We start from the raw sequence: 23871 nt of genomic DNA on the forward strand, positions 1-23871 counted from the left end.
TTTTTAACAAAAACATTATAAATCTATGAAAAAAATCACATTTAGTATGATATAGTATTAATGAACTTGAAATCCATTAATAACCAAGGAGGATTATGCTGCAAACCGTCTCAGCTCAAACTAAAGATAAGCCCTTTCTGCTTCAGCTTTACGCGAGTTCACGTGCCGATGAAGTATACGCTTGGGGCTGGAATGAAGAGATGATAAACGCCTTCCTTGAAATGCAATGGAATGCTCAGCAGCAGTATTATGCTTCCCGATACCCGGAAGCCGAGCATCTTATCATTTATTCTCATCAGCATCGTGCGGGCAACATGATCATCTCGCACACCCCAAGGCGCTTGACTTTAGTGGATATTACACTCCTTCCAGAATACCGCAACCAAAAAATCGGCACACAGCTATTGCAGCAGCTGCAGTACAAAGCTTCCAGCTTATCCATTCCATTTCAACTATCCGTCTTGAAAACGAATCCTGCTTATCATTTATACCAGCGACTTGGTTTCAAATGTAGCGGAGGCAATGATCTGTATCATTTTCTCGAATGGACCCACCAAAACTCTTTATTTAGAGGTGACGAATCATGAGTGAACCGTATGTCGGTGAAATTCGTATGTTTGGCGGCAATTATGCGCCCCAAGGCTGGGCACTTTGCAACGGTCAGCTTCTCAACATAGCAGATAACGAGCTGCTCTACGCCTTGATTGGCACAACTTATGGGGGGGATGGGCAAAATACCTTTGCCTTGCCGGATCTGCGGAGCCGCATACCTGTTCACCCTAGTCCTGCTTATTCTTTAGGTACGAAGGGCGGTGCCGAAACCGTATCTATCACACATAATCAAATGCCTACACACACCCATATTCCCCTGGCTGCAAATGAACCTGGAACCTCTTCTACACCAGAAAATATGGTTTGGGCCACAGGCTCCAAAACTAGCTATGCTGCATCCGGCGCTCCCATCTCCATGATGCCTTATGCCCTTTCCCCCGTAGGAGGAAATCAACCACACGACAACATGATGCCCTCATTGACGATATCGTTCATTATTGCTCTAGATGGGTTGTTCCCCCCACAAAATTAAAAAAAAGGAGGAAGAAATATGGAACCGTTCACTGGAGAAATCCGCTTATTTGCCAATGGCTACGCCCCCCAGGGCTGGGCGCTGTGCGAAGGACAAATTTTGCAAATCAATACCAATCAGGCCTTATTTTCCATAATCAGAAATTACTATGGCGGGGATGGAGTTACGACTTTCGCATTGCCGGACCTTCGCGGACGTGTCCCGCTCCACGTCTCATCGGCCATACAAATAGGAACATCTTCAGGAGAGTCTTCTCACACTTTAACTACTAGTGAACTTCCTCAGCACACCCATCAAATTAACGCTTCAAAGAACGATGCAAGCTCAGCATCACCGTTAAATAATATATGGGCGAAACAGGACAATTACTATGGCTCGGCTTCTTCTTTAATTCCAATGAACGACGGGGCTATTTCCAGTTCCGGCAGCTCCGAGTCCCATTCCAATATGCAGCCTTTTCTTACGCTTAATTTCTGTATCGCGCTGCAAGGTATTTACCCTTCGCGAAATTAATAAGGAGGAATTTAAAATGGCAGATGCTTATACAGGAGAAATACGCATTTTTGCAGGTGACTTTCCGCCGAGGGGCTGGGCTTTATGTAACGGTCAATTATTACCGATTGCCCAAAACACTGCACTATATTCCGTCCTTGGAGTCCAGTATGGTGGTGACGGTAAAACGACCTTCGCTCTGCCCAATTTAACCGGAGCTGTTCCCATGCACCAGGGCCAAGGCCAAGGCTTGACGTCACGCAAAGTCGGTCAGCGGGTAGGTTCAGAGACCGTAACACTTACAGAAAGCCAAATACCGGCCCACACTCATATCCCACAGGCGGTCAATGCACCAGGGAGTGCGAATACAGCAGGCAGCAATATTTGGGCGCAATCACCGCGTGAAGGCCGGCCCGGACAGCAGACGCAACTCCCACTATATGATTCGGATTCCACTACAAATATGAATCCAACGGCATTATCACCAACCGGTTCAAGTCAGCCTCATAATAATATGCAGCCATTTCTAGCCCTGAATTTTATCATTTGCCTCAACGGAGAGTATCCTTCTAAGGATTAGTTTGGTTGCTTAATACATAATTCAAAGTCATGAGGAAGCTAATATGAACTAACAAATTGAAGCCGGGAAACAGCCACGTTACAAGTGGCTGTTTCTCGGCTTCTTGTAAACCATGTATATATGCTGGGGTTATAGCCTCTACTTTTTCGAGCTCTTTAATATAAATTCCAGTTCCTTCACGCTTAGCCGGGTAAACGCACCGTTGTCGGAACCTGCATATATTTCATCCCCCGTCATGTTCAGCAGGCCGTTTCTCGATATTTGCTCCCTTAATTCGGTGTATCCCATCCGGATATTCTGTATGCGTCCTGCAATATGCCCATCCTTCTTGCCAAGTGCAAGCAGATCGTGGCCGTAGGCGATCAGGGCATAATCATCCAGCAGCACATAGCTGCCCGGCGCCATGAAGGACAAGTCCTGACTGGCGGTGACAGGAAGCTTCCATACGATGCGCCCTGTCTGCAGCTCCATTTTTGCCGGAACGCCGTCCAGAACCAAATACATATGCTCCTCTTCGAGGATACCTTTCGATGCTTTCCCCGGTAAAGTCCAAAGCTCCTTGCCGGCAGCCACATCATATAATACCGATTCATAGCGCTCAGGGGAGGACTCTGCTGACTTGGACTTTGCCGGCAGCTCTCGCTGAACAAGAAGGTATCGCTCATTCAGCACCTCAAAGCGTTCTCCCGCCTTTGCCGGATACCGGGCAGCCTCGCTTCCCGTCTCCAGATCGACCAGCAGCCACTGATCGCCATGGAGAATCCATCTTCGTAAACTGTTGTCCGGTACAAAAGGGTCGATTCTCGGGCCGCCGGCATAATACGGATGCAAATGCGGGTCTGTACCTGTTACAGTATCCGCCTTCAGGGTCCAGGCTATTTTACCGGTATCCGTGTCCCTCGCTTGCAGCAGCTGTCCTGCCTGAATGAGTACATACGGGTCGTCCACACCGGTATTCAGCACCCGGTAATCCCCTTCGATGGCCATTTCCCATTTCTGCTTCCCTGTCATCCTATCCAGCACGGCTAAATGGCCTATTTTCCAAAACCTGTCCGGCCGATCGTAAATAATAACGGAATCCTTTGCCCCGCCAATTTCTATAACTCTTCCTTCTTCACCGCCCTCCGGCCTCGCTTCCCACAGTACTTTCCCATCGGCAAGCCGAATGTGGCGCACCCTGTCCTCATATGCTTTCTTCTCTGGGCTGAGCGAAGTATAGACGGTGACCGAATCATCCATATTCCCTATCATGGTCAGCAGACTGCCGTGTCCGGCATCAATTTGCCATAGCTTCTCCCCCGTCAGCCGATGTACGCCGTATACGTTAGAATCGTCATGCATCCCGCTGATCCGCCCGTCGTCCCCCTGAACCACGAGGACATCACTGCTAGCCCCGGTTAAGTAGGCGAACTGTAAATCTCCCTGATTCCGCCATACAGAGGGCACTTCTAGTGTGGCTGGGAGCGGCACTGTCATGAAATCATGAGTGAAAAGGTAGTCAGCGCCGGTATACAGCCAAGTCCTCGGCTCATCGCCTGTCGGCCATATCCACTCGGCTGTCTCAAGTGTGCCCGCTGGGGAGAAGTAGACGATGAAGTGCCCCTCTGGACGTACAAATCTCCAGCTATCGCCTAGCAGGAACGTGCGCCCTTCGAGCCCAACATTTCCTGAATGCTCCCTTACGGCAGGCTGACCCAGGAGCCTTGTGACTTCCTCAGCTGAAACTCCCTTATGGAGAAGCAGATCGGCGATATCTCGAACCGCCGCAATGGGAACAGCCGAGCTTTGCTCCATTAAACCTGTGGAAATCTCCTCTTGCTCCACAACTTGGCTCTCATGGACCCACAGCAAGATAGGGCGATTCATAATAGAGTCTTCATGCCAATGTGCCGGGCTTGCGATAATGCCGTACCAATCGTCCCACCTGGCAACCGATATCGGGCGTTCACCTCGATCCCCCAAAGCGCTGGCACTCCACTGAATCGAACTGCCTGGAGTTAGCGCCAGTTTCGCTTTTGCGCTGAGGCTTGCATAGGTCGGTGCGGTATTCGCTATTCTGCTCGAAGCCTCCGTCGTATACCAAACCGGTACCCACAACTTCCCCCGAGACGAGTCCTGCAGCGAAACCATTTCGCCCGATACGGCTTGCACGGAGAACGACTCCCCTGGCTGCCCAATATAATTCACCCTGAAGCTATCGATGGGTTCCTTTCCGGACAGCGGGTCGGCAAAATAGGGTGCTTCCTGCTTGAGCGCAAGCCGATCCCCCGCTCGGATAGGGGCATTCGCTTTCTGAGCATAGATTTGTTTCGTCGGAGAATTGCTGCTGCCTTTCACGTTCGCTGAAATTGGCGCGTCTGCCAAAAGCTGCATCAGTAGAATAGCCGAGCAAATGACCATGAAACCGCGAAGATTCATAAGGACTCTTCCTCCTTTTTCCAACTACCTATTGATAGCTTAGACGCGTATAAAGTGATAAAGTTGCCATATAGTGCTTAAAAGAGACCCTAGAAAAAACGCCTAGCGCCGTCCGAAAAGCGATGTGCTAACCCATACTTTGTGGAGCTTCACCCTAGATTTAGCTGGATTTCATGTATCAACGTTTAATTCATTGAGGTGGTTTCGCGAAATAGCTGCTTTTTGTGTATCTAAAACATACCTTTTCACCTTACTAACCCTTATATTTCATTCTAATTACAAGAAATCCAGCTAATTGTACTTCCAGCGATAGACTGCATGATTTTTATACAACAAATACAGTTAGCATATGTATCCATCCGTATCCAGCAGGCAGTATTCATTCGATGTATAAGCTTACCTTTATTTGCTGTATACGTGCTGTGGATAAAACTTTATGACTCTAATAGATCAGAATTTTATCCTCTCCGATATAAAAAAACCTTGAAGTGCTCATGCCCACCAAGGTTCAGGTTAATTCGAGATCGACCACGGTCATGGTATGGCTGGCTATTACGCCATGTCGTAATAAGCCACGCAATACCCTATAACACATTCCAGATATCCCAGCGCTCACAACCCAGCGAAATCACATCTCCTCTAAAGCCCCTTCATAGCTTTGCAGCACCTGCTCCAGCTCATCAAAGCGGACAAAGCGGGACTCCCGGTACACTTCCTTTCCTTGAAAAAAAAGCAGCAATGTCGGCGCGGACAATGCCAAGTACTCCGATGCCGTGTCGGGGGCATCCTCCATGAACACGCAGCTTCCCTTTACCTTGGCATGGGATTCCAGTAAAACGGCCGCCTTCGCTTGAATCGAATCGCATACACCACATTGGCTCGTCTTGATTAGTAGCAGCACCAAAGAGTGCTCCTGAATCATCTGTTTAATTTCGCTTAGTTGATATAATCTCTGCATGCGAACCCACCTCCCTACAGTTAAATTGTGGTTGACCACCGTCATGTAACGCCGGCCACCGCGCGCTGGGAGCTTCGCGCGGTGCGAAATGAATACCTCCTGGCAAACGTATGAATTTCCTTCCAGCGCTCTGGTTAAATGGACGGCATCACGTTTCCGCCGCTGACCGGAATATACGCTCCCGTAATGAAGCCCGCCAAGTCCGAGGCCAGGAACGCTACCGCATTCGCAATATCCTGATCTTCCCCGCGGCGCTTCAAAGGGACCTGGGCCACATATGCCGCATCATGCAAATCGCCTGCGCTGCGATCCTTCTCGCTGATCGTCCAGCCGGGAGCTACCTGATTGACGGTAATTTGATGCTCCCCGACCTCTTTAGCTAAGACGCGGTATACCCCGTCCATGCCTCTTTTCCCTGCAGTATAAGCGGATTGGCCGGGAAAGTTCTGCATCACGCACTCCGTATTGATCCCGATGAAGCGTCCCGCACGCTTGGCGGTCATGGCAGGAATGAAGGCTTTGGCCAAAAATACACTCTGCATCACGCAAGACTCAAACTGACTGATATAATCCTCCGGCGGCTGCTCCAGGACGGATGTCCAGTTATACTGGATAACAGCGTTCGCAACGACGATATCCGGGGCACCCAGCTCCGCGCCAATCCGCTCCTTCATCTCCAATATGGAGGACTCCTTCGTGACATCTCCTTGTACGATAATAGCTGAACCGCCTGCGGAGTTGATTTCCTGCTGCAGCTCCTTCGCCTTTACTTCATTATTATTGTAGTGAATCGCAACTTTGGCTCCGCAATCAGTAAGCGTTCGGGTCATCACTCTTCCAAGCTGCCCGGTTGCCCCCGTGATCAACGCTACCTTCCCTGTCAGATCGATTTGCATACATTATCCGCCCTTTCCCTTACTTCTTCATAGTATCATCATAGCTTCATTTACTATTTTACGATAATTCTCTTATGATTTCTTTCGTATCAAATCCTCTTCACATGTATATCATATGTATATACATTACTGAAAGGATGAGGTATGATTGAAACATCATGAAGGAAAGGGACGAATTCCGATGACAACCGCGTCGCTTAGTAAATGGGGAAATAGCCATGCTATACGTATTCCTAATCAACTTATTAAGCAGCTTAACCTCGAGGAAGGAGCTGAAATTCAGATCATGCTGACCGCAGACAATGATATTTTACTCCGCCCTTTATCAAAACCCGAAGAGACAAACGAAGATTTACGTGCTCATTTACAAGCTCTTCTCTCCATGATTAAGCCTGAATCACCTCGCCATGAGGAAGTTGACCTTGGCACCGAAGGAGACGAGTTGATTTGAATATAGTTCAACGTGGTGATCTCGTTTGGCTGGATTTCGATCCACAGGCGGGGAGAGAGCAGGCAGGACGGCGTCCTGCCATCGTATTATCTGAGGCAGAGTTTAATGAAATTACTGGTTTCGCGTTTCTTTGTCCCATTACAAGTCAAATTAAAAACTATGCATTTGAAGTCCCGCTTCCAGAGGGATTGCAAATATCAGGTGTCGTGCTCACAGATCAATTAAAAAGTCTGGACGTGAATAAACGAAAATTCAAAGTGATAGATCATGTTCCCGCCGATTCCAGCTTTATGAGACAAGTTCTTCGCAATACCAGAGCTATATTGGCATAAAGATCTTCTTTCTATGGTTTACCTGATTTACCCTTTGATGGCGCCTTCGGCCATACCGGACATAATGCGTTTGCTAAAAATAGCACAGACCGTAATCGTCGGAATTGTCGCCATCAAAATAGCGGCAAACATCGGAGCATAGTCCGTCGTGTATTGATCCTTGAAATTCGACAATCCCACCGGCAAAGTCATCTTCGATGGATCGGAAATAAATACGAGGGCAACGAGCAGCTCATTCCAGATGCTGACGAAGCTGAAAATTACGATGGTCATTAGCGCTGACTTGGCGACAGGGAGTATAATCCGCCAGAATACGCCATAAATAGAGCATCCATCAATGACAGCCGCCTCCATGAGTTCATTCGGAATTGCCATGAGGAACCCGCATAAAATCAAAATCGCAGCAGGTAATGCAAAAGCGGCGTAAATCAAAATAAGTCCAATATGAGAATCTATTAAATCCATTTTGGAAAAATAAACGAACAGCGGGATAAGCGTCGCATGAATCGGTACCATCATTCCGATCAGAAAATAGCCGAGCGTTATTTTGGAACCCTTCCATTTTAATTTCGCTAAAGCATAGGCTGCCATAGAACTGATCCCAACCACAATCAATAGCGTAATCGCTGTAATGAGGATCGAGTTGAATAAAAATTCTCCGGTTCCTCCTGTCGTCCAGGCGTCTGAATAGTTGCTCCAGATAAACTCCTTCGGAAGCCCCCAAGGATTCTCATAAATTTGCGGCGTATGCTTTAAAGAGTTAAGAATTAGCCATAGCAAAGGATACAAATAAAATAAAGTCCCTATACCTAATATGACGTAAATCAGCACCATTTTGAAAGGATGCCTGCCTACATCGCTTTGCGTCATTAGATCATCCCCCCTTTCCTCAGAAATCCCGATTCGTTATACTAAACAGCTTATTAATAATTAAGGTGACAATTAAACACATCATAAGCAAAATAACGGCCATAGCATCACCGTATCCATACTCAAACGAATTGAAAGAGCGGTAATATAAATAGGAAGCAATAACCTGTGTACGATTCGCCGGCCCACCGCCCGTCATGACGAAGATTAAGTCGAAGAACTTCAATGACCCGATAGATATCAGAATCGTATTGACCTGGGTAATCGGCTTGACCAGCGGAATTGTAATATGCTTAATAATTTTCCATCCGGTAGCTCCGTCAATCCTTGCTGCTTCAAAAATATCCGCAGAAATATTCTGGATTGCCGCAATAAATAAAATCATCGTGTATCCAACGAACTGCCAGGACGTCACAATAGAAATCGCCCACATCGCGGTCTTTGGATCCGAAAGCCACTGGCGTGTCCAGGATTCCAGGCCAACAGCTCTAAGAAGCTCATTGAGAATACCCATGGATGGATCATAAATGAACGTCCACATCATCCCTACCGCAACACTGGAAATAACAGCAGGCATGAAGAATACATTTTTAAACCATTCCTTCCCCCGCAGCCTGCCACTCAGCACAACAGCGAGTACAAATCCCATACCCAACTGCAGAACCAAGCTAACTGCGAGGAGCAGCAGCATATTACGCACACTGGTACCAAACACGCTGTCTTGCGTAAACATCCGTATATAGTTATCAATACCGATGAACTTCATCGGGCTGACGACATCCCATTTAAAAAAGCTGAAATATATAGAGGACACAATCGGAATAAATACAATCGCCGTGTAAACGAGCAATGCAGGTAAAATGAAGAACAAAATGGCTGTTCTGCTCCTGAGCACCTTTTCCATATCCGACAACTCCATTCTGTCTTTGTATAGAAGCAAAAACGATCCCATCGTCCATTCCGAGCAATGAAATCGTTTCTAGTTCATCGATCGGGCAGCCTGAATGACTGCCCCTATCAATAGTAGAATTAGTTCTCGGAGCGGAATCGTTCCGTATAAGTCTGTAGATCTTTGAAGGCATCCTCTGGAGATTTACCAGCCAAAATCGCTTGAATCGTGTTGTTATACTCATCACCGATTTGCGCGCCAAGGCCTACATCATAAAAGATGAACATTCCCTTCATCGTCGACATCTGTTGATTCAATTCCTGAGATAAAGCTGGGACCTTGTTCGAATCAAGTTCAACCTGAGTTGCAGGGATATCCCCCGCTTCTTCCGCAATCCGCTTTTGGTACTTGTCTTCAGACCAGGTTTTCAAAAACTTGATCGCGGCGTCCTTGTTAACCGTCTTTGCATTTATAACAAGGTTAAAAGCCGGCTGTCCAAGCCAAGTATCCAGGTCGCCTTTGCCACCTTCAAAAGTCGGGAACTTAGCGATTCCAAGATCATCCTTCACTTTGGAGTCTTCGCCCGTAATTTGATTAATCGCCCAGCTTCCAGTGACCATCATCGCCGCTTCGCCGTTCTTGAACATATTCATCATGCCGGTATTATCAATACCGAGGAAACCATCAGGGAAAGCTCCAAGCTGTTCCAGTTCCTGCATAATTCGCCCTGTTTCGATATACGAAGGATCAAGCCACGTTCCGCCGCCGTCCATAATCGCATTGAACGGCTCATCTCCACCGATCCGATTCGCCACAATTTCACTGAATAGTGCACTCGTCCATGCCTCTTTGGCGCCAAATGCGAACGGGATCACTTTATTGTCTGTCAAAACTTGAATTACTTGCTTCAGTTCCTCATAAGTCGTAGGCACCTCGAGATTGTATTGCTCAAAAGTATTTTTGTTATAGAACATTGCGACGGCTGAGAATGAAGTAGGGATACCATAAATCTTGCCGTCGAAGGTTAGTAAGTTAAATGCCCCTGAAGTAAATTTCTCTTTCCATTCCGGGTCCGCTGCAAGGGCGTCATCTAGCGGAAGCAGGCGGTCGGCATCGACATAAGTTTTCATTTTGCCAGCCGCATGAACAGAAAATACGTCCGGCCCCTTATTGGCCGCTAGTCCAGCATTCAATTTCGGATAATAAGGATCCCCCGGAATGTGCTGAATTTCCAGCGTTGCCCCGGAATCCGGCCGTTCACTAAAATCTTTAGCCAATTCATCCGCGAGGTTCGTAACAACATTGTCTTTTGTCTGCCAATCGTACATGACCATTTTCACTTTACTGCCACTGCCGTCAGCAGCAGTTTGATTGCCAGCTGAGCCGTTTGAAGCCTTGCCATTCCCTCCGCCACAAGCGGACAACGCGACAGTCAGGATGAGCATGACCGCCAAACCGGCTGCTTTTAATTTTTTTCTATTCATCAACCGAACCCTCCCTTTTTTCTGCTAACTGTTACTCTTTAATCATAAAGAGCAAGCAAAAATTCCACCACGCGGTGTTACCGACCTTATGGTGGAATTTCCCGACCTGTTGCCGCCAGCTCCCCTTGAAATCTGGAGTAAAGCTAATTTGCCGGAAGGGTAATCGTAATTAAAGTGCCTTCGCCATACGTGCTCTCGACCCATAAGCCGTAATCTTTGCCATAATAAAGCTGAATCCGCTGATGCACATTCATTAAGCCAATGCCCGTATGGATCTCCATTTGACTTGAGCGGAGCACTTGATGAATTTCTTTCAGCCTGACAGGTTCAATTCCGCAGCCATTATCATTTACCGTCAATATCAGGCGGCCTTCCTCAAACCTTCCTCGAATCTCAATAAATCCCTTCTCCATCGCCAGCTCCAGTCCATGAACGATCGCATTCTCAACAAGCGGTTGAAGAATGAATCTTGGAACGGACAAGGATAATGCTTCCGGATCAATGCCGGTAATCACTTCGAACTTGTCGCCGAACCGATGCTGCTGAATGTACACATACTTGTCGATGTTCTCCATCTCATTGACGAGTGGAATAAAGTCCTTGCCTTTAATGCCTTCCCGCATCAAATCTCCTAATGCCTTGGACAGTTTGCCAACCTCTTCCGCTCCCTGCATGCGGGCTAGCCAGTTAATCGTTTCCAGTGTATTGAACAGAAAATGCGGATTAATCTGGAACATCAAATATTTCAATTGGGATTGCTGGCTTAACAATTCTTCCTGATAGACCTTTTTGACCAAATGATCAATCCGATCCACCATGCGGTTAAAGTTTCGGCTAAGCAATCCGATTTCATCTCTGGAATTGTAGACGAAGCGCGCATTCAGATTGTCCCCCTCTACATTTTTCATCACGGCGGACAGCTTGCGTATCGGCTTGGAAATGCTATTCGAGACGATAAAAGAAAGAATAACGGCAACAACGATAAAAATAGCGAAAATGACAAACATCCAATTTTTGAGAATGATGGACAGGTTCTCATACTCTGTCGCGGGAATGACACTAACAATTCTCCAGCCGGTGTCGCCGATCGTCCGATAGCTGACAACTACTTTCCGCTTGTCAACACTCTCCACAAAGCTTCCCTGATATTGGCCCTCTCCGTTCAGCACCTCATCGATATAAGCTTCTGCCGGTCTTGTATTAATCAATTCCTTGTTGCCATGCGACACGATCATGCCATTTTGGTTGATAATATACAGTTCCCCTTGCTTGCTCAGATGAATTTGGCTGTAACTGGAGTAGAGCGCTTTTTCACGCATATGAAGTACAAAATAACCTGTCTTCTTCAGCGTGTCCGTATCATAAATAGAGCTGCCCGCTGTTACAGCGGGCACCAGTGGAACCGGATCCATCCAAATTAAATTCCCTTCATTGGCCTGAAGGCTGCTCCACTCCTCCTCGTTTAACTCCGTCATCGGCAAATCCGATGACTGAAAACGGTAGTTGCTTAAAGAATACAGCTGAATGGATTGCACATCATCGCGGTCAATAATCGTTCCGTCTAGAAAATGACTGACCCTTTTGGCATATGCAACATAATCTACCTGTGTCTTAAAACCTTTGTTCGCTTCTCTCATAGCATTCCGGACGTCTGCACTTGTAAAAACAGTGTGGTAAAGCCGATCGATTTCCAGTAGATGCAATTCGATGTTTTTGCTAACTTCACTAAGCAAATCCAGTGTATAATCGTTCGTCTTCTCCTGAATCAGAGATCTGGATTTTTGATAGGTCAGTGTGCCAATCAGCGCAATAGGTACGAGAATAAGCAGCAGAAAGAGGCCAGCAGCTTGCTGCGAATTTTGAAATCGCGGACTCGCTGGAACATTTTCAATCCTAATTTTCGAAATATCATGGTCATATGCTCCTTCTATTTTGAGCTTGGATTGAATCAAGGTTCCGCTCGCCCACTGTTATCCTCGTCAATTAAAGCAAGCTGCTGCTGCCGGAATTCATTAGGTGTCAAACCGAACCGCTTCTTAAACATTTGGCCAAAATAGCGGGCATCCTTAATCCCAACTTTAGCTGCGATTTCATACACTCTTATCTCTGGATCAGCGAGATGCTCCACAGCCTTTTGCATTCGGATACGGGTAAGAGTGTCACTGAAATTTTCTCCCGTCTCTTTTTTAAACAAACGGCTCAAATAATCTGGATGAAAATGCAGCTCCTCGGAAATTTTGCCTATCGTGACATCCTCCATGTAATGGTGCTCCAAAAAATCAGTCATTGTTGCAACAATAGCATTTCCGCTGTCCGCCTCTGGCAGCACTTTTCCCTGAAGCGTCAGCGTATACTCCTTCAGCTGCTGTCGCAGATGCGTTTCGGCTGCCGCCTGTTCACGTTCGGCTTCAATCTGATCTTTCGCCTTTCTACAAACCTCTAGGATCTCATCCGGGTCCGTTGGTTTTAACACAAAACCGACTGCACCTAGCTCAATCGCCGAAAGGGCATAGTCTAACTGATGATAAGCTGTAATAAATACCACTTTAATTTTCGGATATTCCTGCTTGAGCGTTTGCATCAGCGTTAATCCATCCATGCCAGGCATTCGAATGTCCGTAACGAGCAAATCCGGGGCAAGGGAACGTACCATAGCCAGTGCTTCCGGCCCAGTGGAGGCAGCTCCCTCCAGCCGAAATCCTTCATTTTCCCAATCCATCGATTGGAGACCCAGACGAGTAATATGCTCGTCATCGGCAATGATCAATTTGATCATATCTCCTTCCTCCTTCTCATTGATTCATTGGAGCATAATCAAACCAATCAAAATAAGCAGGGGAGACAGATTCATTGGAGCCATTCACTGCGTAAAGTCCAAAATAAATGCCTGTAAATCCTCCAGCAACTTCAGTCGCCAGCATACTGCACTCGCCTTCGCCAACAATAGCGGATTCAGCTCCCTCTTCCGCGGAACGATAAGTAAATATGTATTTCTCCCGGTCAGCTTGAACTCCCAAAATTACCTTGCTTGCTAGCCAGGGAATGGTCTTCTCCACTTTCCACAGAGAACCTAAGCGGCGGCGGAAAATCAAAATCTGTTCTCCATCCAACATCGTTAACGCAATTTCGTAGTGAAAGCGATGATTCATTAGTACAGTTAATCCGGCTTCATCCCCTTCACGTAGTGGAGTAAATTCAAGATGGGTTGATACACTGCAGTCAAAATGCTGCTGCCTTCTTCCCAGAAACGCCGGAGAATCCTCCTCATTCAAAGTAACTTGCGAGCCTTGTAAAGTGAGCCACCCCGGCCGTTGGGTCAATGACCATCTGTCCGGTTTCGGATTTCTAAGAAAATTCCACTCTACTCCAAGTGATTTTCCGTTGAAATCGTCACGTATTCCGTTATCACTCGGCCAAGGGTGTAAAGGTAATGTATCCGCATTCACTATTTCCGCTATCATACCGCCTTCGCCAATTTCCGGCCAACCCGCTTCATTCCAGTGAACTGGCGCAAGAAAAGTCTCCCGGCCCAAATGATGCCGACTCGGGTAACCTACCGGACGGATGCCGAGGCATACAGCCCACCAGCTCCCGTCATGTGCCTGGATCAGATCAGCATGTCCTGTCGCCTGAATCGAGCTTGATTTACTCCGATGCGTCAAAATTGGATTGTCCGGACAACCAATAAACGGACCGGCTGGGCTAGGACCTCTAGCGATCGTAACCATATGTCCGTATTCAGTTCCACCTTCAGCAAGGATTAAATAATAGGTGCCGTTGACGTAATACAAGTGAGGTGCCTCGGGGTGCTTGCCGCCTGTCCCGCTCCAAATAATCTGTGGTTCTGTCAGCCGTTGTCCTGTCTGTGGGTCAACAATGCTCTGATATATTCCGGTTTCTGCCTCTCCAGAAGACGTTGAAAAATACAGCGTTCCGTCCTGATCAAAGAACAAATCAGGATCAATCCCCGGCTGGTCGATCCAGACGGGCTCAGACCATTGACCTGCAGGATCATCGCTCCACACTAACAAATGCCCGCCACCCGACACGTTTGTTGTAGCCATGTAGAACCTGCCTTGGTGGTATCGAATCGTCGGGGCATATATCCCCCCGGAGCTTCGCGCATATTCTAGCTGCAGCTGTTCTGGGGTATTCAGTACATGTCCCAGTTTGCGCCAATGCACCAGATCACGGCTATGAAAAATCGGTACCCCAGGAAAATATTCAAACGAGCTCGCCACAAGATAATAATCTTCCTCAACCCGGCAAACGCTCGGATCTGGATGGAAACCGGTAATAACAGGGTTACGGTATGACATGTTCGTCAATCCTCTCTTCAGATAAAATGTTTTGAAACTTATTGAGACATTCATGCAACTTGAGGCTATTCATATAACTTGAGACTATTCATACAACGTTTTTCCTTTTTTCGTCAATTCTCCTCGTCGAACGATATGGATAAATAAAGTATCATTTTGGAGATATTTTTGCGTTATTTTCAATGGGTATATTCAACGAGTAAAATTAGTTACTTCTATTAGTTTCAAGTTTAAATTTCTAAACGAAAGATGATTAATATGGGTAAAAAACTTTTCTTAAAACTCGATTTTTTTCGGCATTTTATTCTAAAGTTACAGCTCTTGCATTTTTCTAGTAATGTTATTTCGCATTTATTTAGACTATCTTCCTGATCGTCATACAAATAACTGCGTGCGTGCAGTTATGGGCAATTAGGTTTCGCAGAACTCATACAATCCGTCTTAATATGTGCCTGAAAACAGACCACAACATAATAGCTGGATTTCATGTACTTATCTATTGTTAATTCTGAGATTCCAGGGAATTAGATGGACTTCATGTATTTAGTCATGCCTATTCACTCTCTCTTGTCCGAAAGTTCTTTTTTAAATACTAGATATCCATTTAAAAGAAATATCCAGTGATGCGCAACGTTTTTAAGTACCCTAAATACAGTAAAACTATGTACATCTGCAGCGCTGCACGAAAGTCTATCTCCTATGTTGGATATGCCAAAATAAACCGCCCGGATTACCGGACGGTTTATTATCGAACTGTACGGGGAGATGCCGCACCACCGGCCGCTCTGCCCTGTAACCGGCTGCCCTATTCCTGTAGTCGGCTGCCCTGCTCCTGTAGCCGACAGCTCTGCTCCTGTAGCCGACAGCCCTGCTCCTGTAGCGACAGCTCTGCTCCTGTAGCCGACAGCTCTGCTCCTGCAGCCGGCAGCCCTGCTCCTGTAGCCGATAGCTCTGCTCCTGCAGCCGGCAGCCCTGCTCCTGTAGCCGACAGCCCTGCTCCTGTAGCCGACAGCTCTGCTCCTGTAGCCGACAGCTCTGCTCCTGCAGCCGGCAGCCCTGCTCCTGTAGCCGACAGCTCTGCTCCTGCAGCCGGCAGCCCTGCTCCTGCAGCCAGCGCCCTGCTCCTGTAATACCTGTGATCCGAATACGCCGACAGCCGGTTCACCGCGAATACACTCGCATCACTAAACCAAACCAAGCTTGGTGTCCTCTGTACTGCCAACTCAATCGTTGTTGATCCAGGATGCCATCCTCTATCCTGCCAACTCACGTTGTTGATCCAGGATGCCATCCTCTATTCTGTCAACTCAATCGCTGTTGATCCAGAATGCCATCCTCTGTTCTGTCAACTCAATCGCTGTTGATCCAGAATGCCATCCTCTGTTCTGTCAACTCAATCACTCCTATCTCATCTTTGTCGTTCAGTAGGCTTTAACTCATAATGACTCATCGACTTCACTGTAATTACACCACCATACATAGCAGATAGATTTACTTCACCGAACCCATCATGCCTGCCACAAAATGCTTCTGCATCAGGAAAAATACCAGCGCCGTCGGCAGCGTTGCGATGACAATCGCCAGCATGATCAGACCGTAATCCGGCGAATAACCCGATCCCAGATTGGATATGAGCAGCGGGATGGTCTTCTGCTCCGGCGATTGCAGTACGATGAGCGGCCACAAATAATTGTTCCAGCTCGACATGAATGTAATGATGCCCGCAGCAGCGTAGGTTGTTTTCATCGTAGGCATGAATATTTTTAAAAATATCCCCAGCTCGCTCAGCCCGTCAATGCGCCCGGCCTCCACCATATCCTTGGGAAACATCTTCGAATTTTGCCGGAAGAAAAAAATCAGAAACGCCGTCGTAATCGTCGGCAGCATGACCGAAGCCATCGTATCGATTCCGATCGCCGGAAGGTTGCCGGAAATGTTGGCAAACATCCGGTAAAGCGGGATCATCAGCGCTGCAAATGGAATCATCATCGATAACAGCAGGATGCTGAAGACGATATCCTTCGCCCGGCTGCGGAAAATTTCAAACCCGTACCCGGCCAGTGAGGCAATGACAATCGCCAAAATCGTTGTAAGCACGGATATTTTTGCGGAATTCCACAATGATGTCCATAGATCGGTCGATTCGGCCAGCTTCCGGAAATTGTCCAGCAAATGACTGCCGGGCAGCAGGCGGCCCTTCGTGACTTCAACCGATTTGTTTGTAGCGCTCACGATCATCCACAGGAAGGGAAAGATCGAGACGAACGCCGCGCTGACGAGAAAAGCGTAGGTGAATACACGCTTCAGCTTCCTCATTTTTTATCACCTGCCACTTTAAATTGAAGGATCGACAACAGAACAATGATGACCACGATGGAGTACGATACGGTTGCCGCATATCCGAAGTCCGCCGTGTACTTGAAGGACAGATTGTAAATATACTGCGAAATCGAGAGCGTCGCATTGCCGGGTCCGCCCTTCGTAATGTTCATGACTTCATCGAAGAGCTGCAGCGTACCGATCGTGGAGGTGATGGAGGTGAATAAAATGATCGGCTTCAGCATCGGAACCGTAATTTTCGTAAATTGCTTGAATGACGAGGCCCCATCGATCCGCGCGGCTTCATAGATAGAGCTGTCGATATTTTGCAGCGCTGATAAGTAAAAGATCATGTTATATCCCGTCCAGCGCCAGGTAATCGCAAAAATGATCGTAATCTTCGCCCAGAACGGATCGGTGATCCACTGAATCGGCTCCTGAATGATGGACAGCTTCATCAGCAGCGAATTCACCAGCCCGTCTGCCGCAAACAAATATTTGAACACGACGGAGTAAGCGACAAGCGAGGTAACGCATGGCAGGAAGATCGCCGTCCGGAAAAACCCGCGAAATTTCAGCTTGCTGTCGTTCAGCAGCACCGAAATGAACAACGCGAGAAGAATCATGATCGGAACCTGAATGATCAAATAAATGAACGTGTTCGATAAGGCCGTCAGAAATGTTTTGTCGGATAGAAGCCTTACGTAGTTGGACCCTCCCGTATAAGTCAAATTGCTCCCCGTTCCGGTCTTGAAGGACAGGATCAGCGCCTGAACCATCGGATAGAAGTAGAAGGTCGCGATCATAACCACGGCAATCAGGATGAAGCTCCACCCGGTTAAATTGCTTTTGGCGCGGATGCTAAGGCCTGTTCTGTCCGCTTTCATCGTTAGCAAGAGCCCCTTTCTGCCCGTAAGAAAAACGTCTTTCGACGTACTCTCCAAGGATGATAGGCCGCGTTTGGCGGTAGTTTTTCTCGCGATTATAGAATTGTTCAGCTCCGCTGAAAATTTATCATTTCTATAATCTTAAAATAACCCCGGGACGCTTCGCCTCAACATGTCTGGATGCAGCTCAGCGCCCAGGGGTTCTGGGTAATTGTTATGAAACGGGCGGATATCACGCCGCTTTATTTAACCTGAGCTTCTGCCTGTGCCTGTGCATCGCTTAACGCCTGATCGATGCCTTTGCCGTTCAAGTAATTTTGCATTTCGACGATTAGGATATCCTCGATCGCATAAGTGGAAATGCCGTAGTTCACTTTCGGAATTTCGGCCGTCCATGCTGCGAAATCATTGACGACCTGCTGGCCGCCGAAGAAATCGTCCGGCTTGGCATAAGCTTCACCGGAAGCGGCTGCCTTCAGCGTGCCGATCGCGCCGACGTTCGTCAGCAGGTTCTGGTACATCTCCACGTCCGATCCGAAGGTTTCGTCCAGGAAATCCGCAGCCGTCTCTGCACCTGGTATGTTCATGACGTACCAGGAGCTTCCCCCTAAGTTCGTCGCGTGCACGGAGTTCGGCGTTTGCGGGAGCTTAGGGATCGGCAGGATTGCCCACTGCCCGGCTTGAGAGGCTTCCGCCTTGACGGACGGCGTAATCCAGTTGCCCGTCGGTACCGTAGCGACATCTCCGTTGTTGATGTTAGCGATGAACTGGCTCCAGTCCGCATTCACCTTCACAACGTTCGCTTCCATCATTTCCTTGTACAACTCGAACGCTTCCTTCAACGCCGCATTGTCCGCCAAGTCAGGCGTTTTGCCGTCCTCCGCCAAATACCATGATCCGCCAGATTGAATCATCATGCGGATGATACCTAGGTCGTTCGGGTCCAGCGTAATGATGTCCTTGCCGGTTTTCTCCTTAACAACCTTGCCGATTTCGATATATTGCTTCCAATCGATATTTTTCAAATCGTCCAGGGTGTACCCTGCCTGCTCAATGTAGTCTTTGCGGACGTACATGCCCGTGACCCCGGAATCGAACGGTACGCCGTATTGCTTGCCGTTCAGGCTGGTTGGCCCGATTTTGTAATCCGCGAAATCCTCGGAACGCACCTTGCCGCTGAGATCATAGAATGCGTCCGGGTAGGATTGCAGGAAGCCCTGCGCCCGGTAATCCTCAATCAGTACGATGTTCGGCAGCCCTTTCGTCGTCCCGGAGTTCAGCCCCGTGTTCAGCTTCTGAATGATATCCGCTTGCGCGAATTCTACGATGTTGATTTTGGCGTCGGGATTCTTCTTGCTGTACGCTTCCTTCGCAATGTTCAGCGCGGCAATGTTAAACGCCGGGTCCCAGGCCCAAATGGTAATCTCCTCCGCCTTGCTCCCGGAATCGCCGCTGCCGCTATTGCCTCCGCTTGCCGCCGGCTCTTTGCCGCCTCCGACGGATGAACAGCCTGCCAGCAGCACCATGCAGCTTAGGAATAAAGCTAGTACCTTCTTCATCGTTTCAGCCCCTTTGATCGTAAATGAGTTCTCTTTCCCCTGCTTGCCTTTGATTTGCAAACGCTTACCGCAGGGTCTGAATTTATCGTAGCACCGGGCCAGAAAGCAGCGTTAGCAATTCCTTTAGTGGAATTTGTGATTATATCGTTTGGGTGAATACGCTTTCAATTGGAGTATGTTTATTCTTTGGATTTTGGTAATTTTTTTGGCTTCTTTGGCTTCTTTGGCTTCTTTTAATGGCTCACGTCCGTTTTAAATTGTTCAGCTCCAAGAATAAATGGATTTATCGTAGTTAGTTTCTGCGGCAAGGAGATAAAAATAGATTTAGATGGATTTCATGTCATTAGAAGGGGGGAAATTGCCAATGATGGCTGGATTTTTGATTTTAGGTGCGTAAAATCCATTTAATCCTCTGAAACATTCACTTAGGGCGATTTTAGTTACATGAATTCCATTTAGAATAATAACAGCTTGGTATAGGCATTAGGGTATGGCATTTTAACATTCGATGAAGACCAAAATATAAGGCAATTTGTAATTGAATTTAATTAATTACAATGAGCGGCAGCGTGATGTGTACACGGGTGCCCTCGCCGAGCTTGCTCGTAATCGTCACACCGTACTCCTCGCCATAAAGCAGCCGGATCCGGTCGTTGACGTTGGCCACGCCGATGCCTGAGAACAGCTTGCGTGAGCCTCTGGATTTTGCACCAGCCTGAGTACTGCCTGCCCCTGCACCAGCCGGGGCATTGCCAACCTTTGCATCAGCTGCCCCTATCTTAGCAGCCTCTACCTCTGTTGCCACTGTTTTGCCTGTCTCTGCCTCTGTTGCGCCAGTCTCTACCTCTGTTGCCACTGTATTGCTAGTCTCTGCCTCAACAACCATTGCCTCTGTTGCCCCTATCCCAGCAGCATCTGCCCCAACAGCCTCTGTTTTGCCAGCCTCTGTTTTGCCAGCCTCTGTCTTAGCAGCCTCGCAAGCCGGTCGCCCGGCTCTGCCCGTCGTCCAGTACTCCAGCTCAAACGCCGCCATATCCATGCCATCGCCGTTGTCGGCCACCTCGCAGACCAATTTGGGTCCCTCTTTTGCTACCAGCACATGGATCACGCCTTCCCCCTTCACATTGAAGGCATGGAAAAAGGCATTTTCCATAAACGGCTGGATCATCAGCTTCGGCACCTGGTAATGTGCGCAATCCGGCGCAACGTAATAGTTCACCCGGATCCGCTCCCCATAGCGGATATGGTTAATGAATACATAGGCTCTCAGATTCGCCAGCTCCTGCTCCACGGTAATCGTCTCGCTGACGTTGCTGATCGTATTTTGCAGCAGCGAAATAAGCGCATGGATCGTCTCCACCGCCTTGTCCTTGCTGTCCTGCTGAACGAGAAATTTGACCGAAGCTAACGTATTGTACAGAAAATGAGGGTTGATCTGCTGCTGCAAAGCGGCAAGCTCCGCCTTCCGCTGCCCCTTTTGTGTCTCCACGAGCTTGTCGACATATTCATGGATCTCGTCGAGCATATAGTTATAGGCCCGGCCCAGCTCGCGTATTTCGTACCCGCCCGAGACGTTGACATAGTTATGGAAATTCCGCCGGGTCACCTTCGACATTTGGCGGGCCAGCAGGGTGAGTGAGCGAGTCATTTTGCGGGAGATCAGAAAAACCACGGCCAGGGCAACCAGCACGATCGCCAGACAAATGAGGACGACGCTTCGCGTATTGACCATTTGGCCGAGCACCATCTGCTGGTCGATCATGTTGACCAGGTAGAAGTCGTAGGAAGGCAAGTACTGGGCCAGCATGAGCTGGTCTTTGCCCATGAGCTGCACTTTTTTGACATCTAGTCCCTGATCTTCGATCTCCTCGGCATAAGACAGCAGCGCGAAGTTTCTTCGCCCGGTCAGATCCGGCAAATTGCTCGTCATCACCATCCCGCTTTTGTCCATAATGACAACATCATTTCCTTCGCTTGTAAAGCTGGTGTAGAAGGGTTTGAAGTCATTCTCGTCAATGACGATATAGAGCATGCCGTATTCTTGGCCCGTCGTCCGTTCGAGCAGCACCTTGGTTGCCACGATGAACTGCCTTCCGGACGCATCGCGGTATATTTGATACATCAGCTTGTCCGGATACGCCTTTGCCTTGGCCGTAAGTCCGCTCTGCTGCAGTTCAAGAGCCGATGGTTTGGTTAAATTGACGTTGCCTGAGTAGCTCCGCCCGTTCTTCCCGACAATTGCGACCCCGACGGAATAGGCATCCACCATGGACTGCACCCGTTTCATTTGCTGGGTCATGTTGTAATAGGAATTCATCACACGTATAGATTGGGGCGCTTCGGCCTCCGTCAGAAAGGTCTTGAGCGTCCCGCTCTGCTGCGCTTGATTCGCCGCCAGCACGATCGAGTAGTGGAACGCCTCGAAATTGTTATGAATCTGATCAATGACTTTGGAATTCGAAATGCTGAACGTCTCCAGGAACAGCTGCTCCGTCATGCGCAGATTCGTCCACACGACGGACACCGTAATCGTCACAATGCAAATGACCATAACGACGAACAATTTAATAAATAATCCATGAAATTTCAGCCGCTCAAATCGTGCCCTCATCATAACTTCTTCACCACTCGTTCGGCATATTGTCTCCGGTATTGGGTCGGGGACAGCCCTATGCTCTTCTTGAACACTTTGCAAAAATAACTGTGATCGCCATATCCCACCCTGCTGCTGACTTCTGAGATCGGGATATCCCCCTTTCGAAGCAAATCGGCCGCCTTGTCGATCCTCACCCGGTTCAGGTGCTCCTTGAAGCCTTCATGATGATGTGCCGCAAAGAAGCTGGACAAATAAGACGGGTTAAAATGGAAATGCCTCGCCATCTCCGTAAGGCTGATCGGCTCCGCGTAATGCTCATCGATATAATCAAGCAGCAGCTTCATGCTGGGGTTTCCCTCCTGCAGTGCTTGCTGGGCGGCCAGCACGCAGTCCTCCGCCTGCCGGCGAAACTCCTTTAGCAGCGAAGTAATGCCGCTGACATGCTCCGCCTCATCAATAGCTTTGAAGTACGCGTATTTGGCTTCGTCCAGCGCCCTAACGTCCAGATTCAGACTGCCAAGCATATGTATAACGTTAAACAGAATGTTTCCGATCAATGACTTAAAACCAAACACCTCCGCTGTATAGGCCTTGGTATGCTGCGCGATGTACCGATCCAGCTCATTGAACCCCTCTTCCAGCTGCAGCCTGCGAATTTGCTCCATGAAGGCTTGAAGCGGAAACTCTTTCACCTCTTCCGGCTCCGGTAGTTCGCCTGGCATCAGCGCAGCATCCAGCGGCAAAAAGAAACGATACTGCAGCAGCTTTATCCAGACGTCCCGGTAAACCCCGCCGAGCTGATCCAATAGGGGAAAGGGGGCGCTGAGCACCCATAACAGCTCCCCTGCCTCTGACAAGGAAGCAGGATACAGCATCTTCAGCTTGGTTGGCAGCGCCTCCCGTCCCTCTTCGTCGACATTCAATACGTACACGCAAAGCCCGGGATGCCCGGCAATCGGACCGCATGGCAGCTTTGCCGCAGCCATTCGCGGAAATAGCGCTTTCAATTCATCCAGAACGGATGAATTCCCGCTGCTCCCCAGTACATAGAAATAAGGGTAAGGGAACCATTCCTCCACCTGTTCGCGATCCAGCTCTAATTCATATCCTGCAAGCAGCTTCTCCAACGTTTGCTGCATGGAAATCGATGCGGGATCTGCGTACTGACGCACGCCTCCGCTTGGAGCAGGCAGCTTCGCCGCTGTTTTACGCAGCACCTCGAGCAGCATTCCCGTCTCCAAATGCGGCTTCAGAATATAATCGGATACCCCGCTCTGGAAGGTCGAGCGCACATAGTCGAATTCGCTGAAGCTGCTCAGCACAATGACCTCGATCTCCGGCCAGTTATGTTTGATGAGCCGGGTCAGCTCCTCACCGTCCATGACCGGCATCACGATATCTGTCAATACGATATGCGGGCGCAGCGTCTCGATCAACTCCAGCGCTTCCTTGCCGTTCGATGCCTCGCCGACGATCTGAAAGCCGTCCTGCTCCCAGTTCAGTATATGCTTGATGCCCTGCCGCACCAGTATTTCATCATCCACAACGAGTATTCTGTACAGTTCGCGATTCCCCATTTCTAGTCTCTCCTTCAAGCAACGTCCAACGATGTGCTCCTGCTTCCTATACATGCGTTTACTCCCTATTCCCACCATTGCCTTCTATTCGTGCTCAGGCTCCCCTGTTCGTTCTCTTTCGTCGTTTTTGCGGCCTGCTTTCACCAGCTTACTTACTTAC

Annotated in this window: 21 protein-coding genes; 6 read left to right on the plus strand and 15 right to left on the minus strand. The window is 48.5% G+C overall.

The annotated features are described in order from the left end of the window. The first annotated feature begins 95 nt into the window (after positions 1–95). Genes G358_RS29770 through G358_RS0109520 form a run of 4 tightly spaced genes read left to right on the plus strand, consistent with a single transcriptional unit; the run spans position 96 to position 2156 of the window. On the plus strand, positions 96–587 hold the full coding sequence (locus G358_RS29770; protein WP_019636981.1) for a GNAT family N-acetyltransferase: 492 nt from the start codon (positions 96–98) through the stop codon (positions 585–587). Beyond that, positions 584–1084, plus strand: a complete 501-nt coding sequence (locus G358_RS0109510) for a phage tail protein (protein ID WP_019636982.1) — start codon at positions 584–586, stop codon at positions 1082–1084. Before G358_RS29770 ends, G358_RS0109510 begins: the two co-directional genes overlap by 4 nt. 18 nt (positions 1085–1102) lie before the next feature. Continuing rightward, positions 1103–1597 carry a phage tail protein gene (locus G358_RS0109515; RefSeq protein ID WP_019636983.1) on the plus strand — a complete coding sequence of 165 codons (495 nt, stop codon included), beginning with the start codon at positions 1103–1105 and terminating at the stop codon, positions 1595–1597. Positions 1598–1613: 16 nt separating this feature from the next. Then, the gene (locus tag G358_RS0109520) at positions 1614–2156 is read left to right on the plus strand and encodes a phage tail protein (protein ID WP_019636984.1); all 543 of its coding nucleotides are present in this window, start codon (positions 1614–1616) and stop codon (positions 2154–2156) included. A 138-nt stretch (positions 2157–2294) separates the two neighbouring features. Here the strand turns inward: G358_RS0109520 and G358_RS29775 are convergent, their stop codons facing one another. The 3 genes from G358_RS29775 to G358_RS0109535 form a co-directional block, all read right to left on the minus strand. After that, positions 2295–4574 carry an outer membrane protein assembly factor BamB family protein gene (locus G358_RS29775; protein ID WP_019636985.1) on the minus strand — a complete coding sequence of 760 codons (2280 nt, stop codon included), beginning with the start codon at positions 4572–4574 and terminating at the stop codon, positions 2295–2297. Positions 4575–5202: 628 nt separating this feature from the next. Beyond that, the gene (locus tag G358_RS0109530; RefSeq protein WP_019636986.1) at positions 5203–5532 is read right to left on the minus strand and encodes a thioredoxin family protein; all 330 of its coding nucleotides are present in this window, start codon (positions 5530–5532) and stop codon (positions 5203–5205) included. A 134-nt stretch (positions 5533–5666) separates the two neighbouring features. Beyond that, complete coding sequence (locus G358_RS0109535) at positions 5667–6428, minus strand: SDR family NAD(P)-dependent oxidoreductase (protein ID WP_019636987.1); 762 nt, start codon at positions 6426–6428, stop codon at positions 5667–5669. 148 nt (positions 6429–6576) lie between these two features. Between G358_RS0109535 and G358_RS0109540 the strand changes: the two genes are divergently transcribed. Then, positions 6577–6879: an AbrB/MazE/SpoVT family DNA-binding domain-containing protein gene (locus G358_RS0109540; protein WP_019636988.1), complete on the plus strand. Its 303-nt coding sequence runs from the start codon at positions 6577–6579 to the stop codon at positions 6877–6879. Then, on the plus strand, positions 6876–7211 hold the full coding sequence (locus tag G358_RS0109545) for a type II toxin-antitoxin system PemK/MazF family toxin (RefSeq protein ID WP_019636989.1): 336 nt from the start codon (positions 6876–6878) through the stop codon (positions 7209–7211). Before G358_RS0109540 ends, G358_RS0109545 begins: the two co-directional genes overlap by 4 nt. Positions 7212–7238: 27 nt before the next feature. Here the strand turns inward: G358_RS0109545 and G358_RS0109550 are convergent, their stop codons facing one another. From G358_RS0109550 to G358_RS0109605, 12 genes are all read right to left on the minus strand, one after another. Then, positions 7239–8081 (minus strand): carbohydrate ABC transporter permease, encoded by an 843-nt coding sequence (locus tag G358_RS0109550; protein WP_019636990.1) that lies wholly within the window; start codon positions 8079–8081, stop codon positions 7239–7241. Positions 8082–8100: 19 nt separating this feature from the next. Next, positions 8101–8985 carry a carbohydrate ABC transporter permease gene (locus G358_RS0109555; protein WP_019636991.1) on the minus strand — a complete coding sequence of 295 codons (885 nt, stop codon included), beginning with the start codon at positions 8983–8985 and terminating at the stop codon, positions 8101–8103. 125 nt (positions 8986–9110) lie between these two features. Further along, the gene (locus G358_RS29780; protein WP_019636992.1) at positions 9111–10454 is read right to left on the minus strand and encodes an ABC transporter substrate-binding protein; all 1344 of its coding nucleotides are present in this window, start codon (positions 10452–10454) and stop codon (positions 9111–9113) included. Between the two features lie 143 nt (positions 10455–10597). After that, complete coding sequence (locus G358_RS0109565; RefSeq protein WP_019636993.1) at positions 10598–12406, minus strand: cache domain-containing sensor histidine kinase; 1809 nt, start codon at positions 12404–12406, stop codon at positions 10598–10600. Further along, entirely contained in the window at positions 12403–13230 is an 828-nt protein-coding gene (locus tag G358_RS29785) for a response regulator transcription factor (RefSeq protein WP_019636994.1), read from the minus strand. Before G358_RS29785 ends, G358_RS0109565 begins: the two co-directional genes overlap by 4 nt. Before the next feature lie 16 nt (positions 13231–13246). Further along, positions 13247–14773, minus strand: coding sequence for a glycoside hydrolase family 43 protein (locus tag G358_RS0109575; RefSeq protein ID WP_019636995.1), 1527 nt, complete (start codon positions 14771–14773; stop codon positions 13247–13249). 805 nt (positions 14774–15578) lie between these two features. Beyond that, positions 15579–15971, minus strand: coding sequence for a hypothetical protein (locus G358_RS33015; RefSeq protein WP_051107667.1), 393 nt, complete (start codon positions 15969–15971; stop codon positions 15579–15581). A gap of 293 nt (positions 15972–16264) precedes the next feature. Beyond that, positions 16265–17089: a carbohydrate ABC transporter permease gene (locus tag G358_RS0109585; protein WP_019636996.1), complete on the minus strand. Its 825-nt coding sequence runs from the start codon at positions 17087–17089 to the stop codon at positions 16265–16267. Beyond that, positions 17086–17979: a carbohydrate ABC transporter permease gene (locus tag G358_RS0109590; RefSeq protein ID WP_019636997.1), complete on the minus strand. Its 894-nt coding sequence runs from the start codon at positions 17977–17979 to the stop codon at positions 17086–17088. Before G358_RS0109590 ends, G358_RS0109585 begins: the two co-directional genes overlap by 4 nt. Before the next feature lie 242 nt (positions 17980–18221). After that, entirely contained in the window at positions 18222–19538 is a 1317-nt protein-coding gene (locus G358_RS0109595) for an ABC transporter substrate-binding protein (protein WP_026342171.1), read from the minus strand. A gap of 544 nt (positions 19539–20082) precedes the next feature. Beyond that, positions 20083–22152: a histidine kinase gene (locus tag G358_RS29795; protein WP_019636999.1), complete on the minus strand. Its 2070-nt coding sequence runs from the start codon at positions 22150–22152 to the stop codon at positions 20083–20085. Then, positions 22149–23711: a response regulator transcription factor gene (locus G358_RS0109605; protein WP_019637000.1), complete on the minus strand. Its 1563-nt coding sequence runs from the start codon at positions 23709–23711 to the stop codon at positions 22149–22151. Before G358_RS0109605 ends, G358_RS29795 begins: the two co-directional genes overlap by 4 nt. Positions 23712–23871 lie beyond the last annotated feature (160 nt).

The sequence above is a fragment of the Paenibacillus fonticola DSM 21315 genome (assembly GCF_000381905.1).
GTDB classification, from domain to species: domain Bacteria; phylum Bacillota; class Bacilli; order Paenibacillales; family Paenibacillaceae; genus Fontibacillus; species Fontibacillus fonticola.

What these genes read in the sequence shown, in the direction of transcription:
- G358_RS29770 (WP_019636981.1), top strand. Translation starts at nt 96, where the DNA reads ATGCTGCAAACCGTCTCAGCTCAAACTAAAGATAAGCCCTTTCTGCTT.
- G358_RS0109510 (WP_019636982.1), top strand. Translation starts at nt 584, where the DNA reads ATGAGTGAACCGTATGTCGGTGAAATTCGTATGTTTGGCGGCAATTAT.
- G358_RS0109515 (WP_019636983.1), top strand. Translation starts at nt 1,103, where the DNA reads ATGGAACCGTTCACTGGAGAAATCCGCTTATTTGCCAATGGCTACGCC.
- G358_RS0109520 (WP_019636984.1), top strand. Translation starts at nt 1,614, where the DNA reads ATGGCAGATGCTTATACAGGAGAAATACGCATTTTTGCAGGTGACTTT.
- G358_RS29775 (WP_019636985.1), bottom strand. Translation starts at nt 4,574, where the DNA reads ATGAATCTTCGCGGTTTCATGGTCATTTGCTCGGCTATTCTACTGATG.
- G358_RS0109530 (WP_019636986.1), bottom strand. Translation starts at nt 5,532, where the DNA reads ATGCAGAGATTATATCAACTAAGCGAAATTAAACAGATGATTCAGGAG.
- G358_RS0109535 (WP_019636987.1), bottom strand. Translation starts at nt 6,428, where the DNA reads ATGCAAATCGATCTGACAGGGAAGGTAGCGTTGATCACGGGGGCAACC.
- G358_RS0109550 (WP_019636990.1), bottom strand. Translation starts at nt 8,081, where the DNA reads ATGACGCAAAGCGATGTAGGCAGGCATCCTTTCAAAATGGTGCTGATT.
- G358_RS0109555 (WP_019636991.1), bottom strand. Translation starts at nt 8,985, where the DNA reads ATGGAAAAGGTGCTCAGGAGCAGAACAGCCATTTTGTTCTTCATTTTA.
- G358_RS29780 (WP_019636992.1), bottom strand. Translation starts at nt 10,454, where the DNA reads ATGAATAGAAAAAAATTAAAAGCAGCCGGTTTGGCGGTCATGCTCATC.
- G358_RS29785 (WP_019636994.1), bottom strand. Translation starts at nt 13,230, where the DNA reads ATGATCAAATTGATCATTGCCGATGACGAGCATATTACTCGTCTGGGT.
- G358_RS0109575 (WP_019636995.1), bottom strand. Translation starts at nt 14,773, where the DNA reads ATGTCATACCGTAACCCTGTTATTACCGGTTTCCATCCAGATCCGAGC.
- G358_RS0109585 (WP_019636996.1), bottom strand. Translation starts at nt 17,089, where the DNA reads ATGAGGAAGCTGAAGCGTGTATTCACCTACGCTTTTCTCGTCAGCGCG.
- G358_RS0109590 (WP_019636997.1), bottom strand. Translation starts at nt 17,979, where the DNA reads ATGAAAGCGGACAGAACAGGCCTTAGCATCCGCGCCAAAAGCAATTTA.
- G358_RS0109595 (WP_026342171.1), bottom strand. Translation starts at nt 19,538, where the DNA reads ATGAAGAAGGTACTAGCTTTATTCCTAAGCTGCATGGTGCTGCTGGCA.
- G358_RS29795 (WP_019636999.1), bottom strand. Translation starts at nt 22,152, where the DNA reads ATGATGAGGGCACGATTTGAGCGGCTGAAATTTCATGGATTATTTATT.
- G358_RS0109605 (WP_019637000.1), bottom strand. Translation starts at nt 23,711, where the DNA reads ATGGGGAATCGCGAACTGTACAGAATACTCGTTGTGGATGATGAAATA.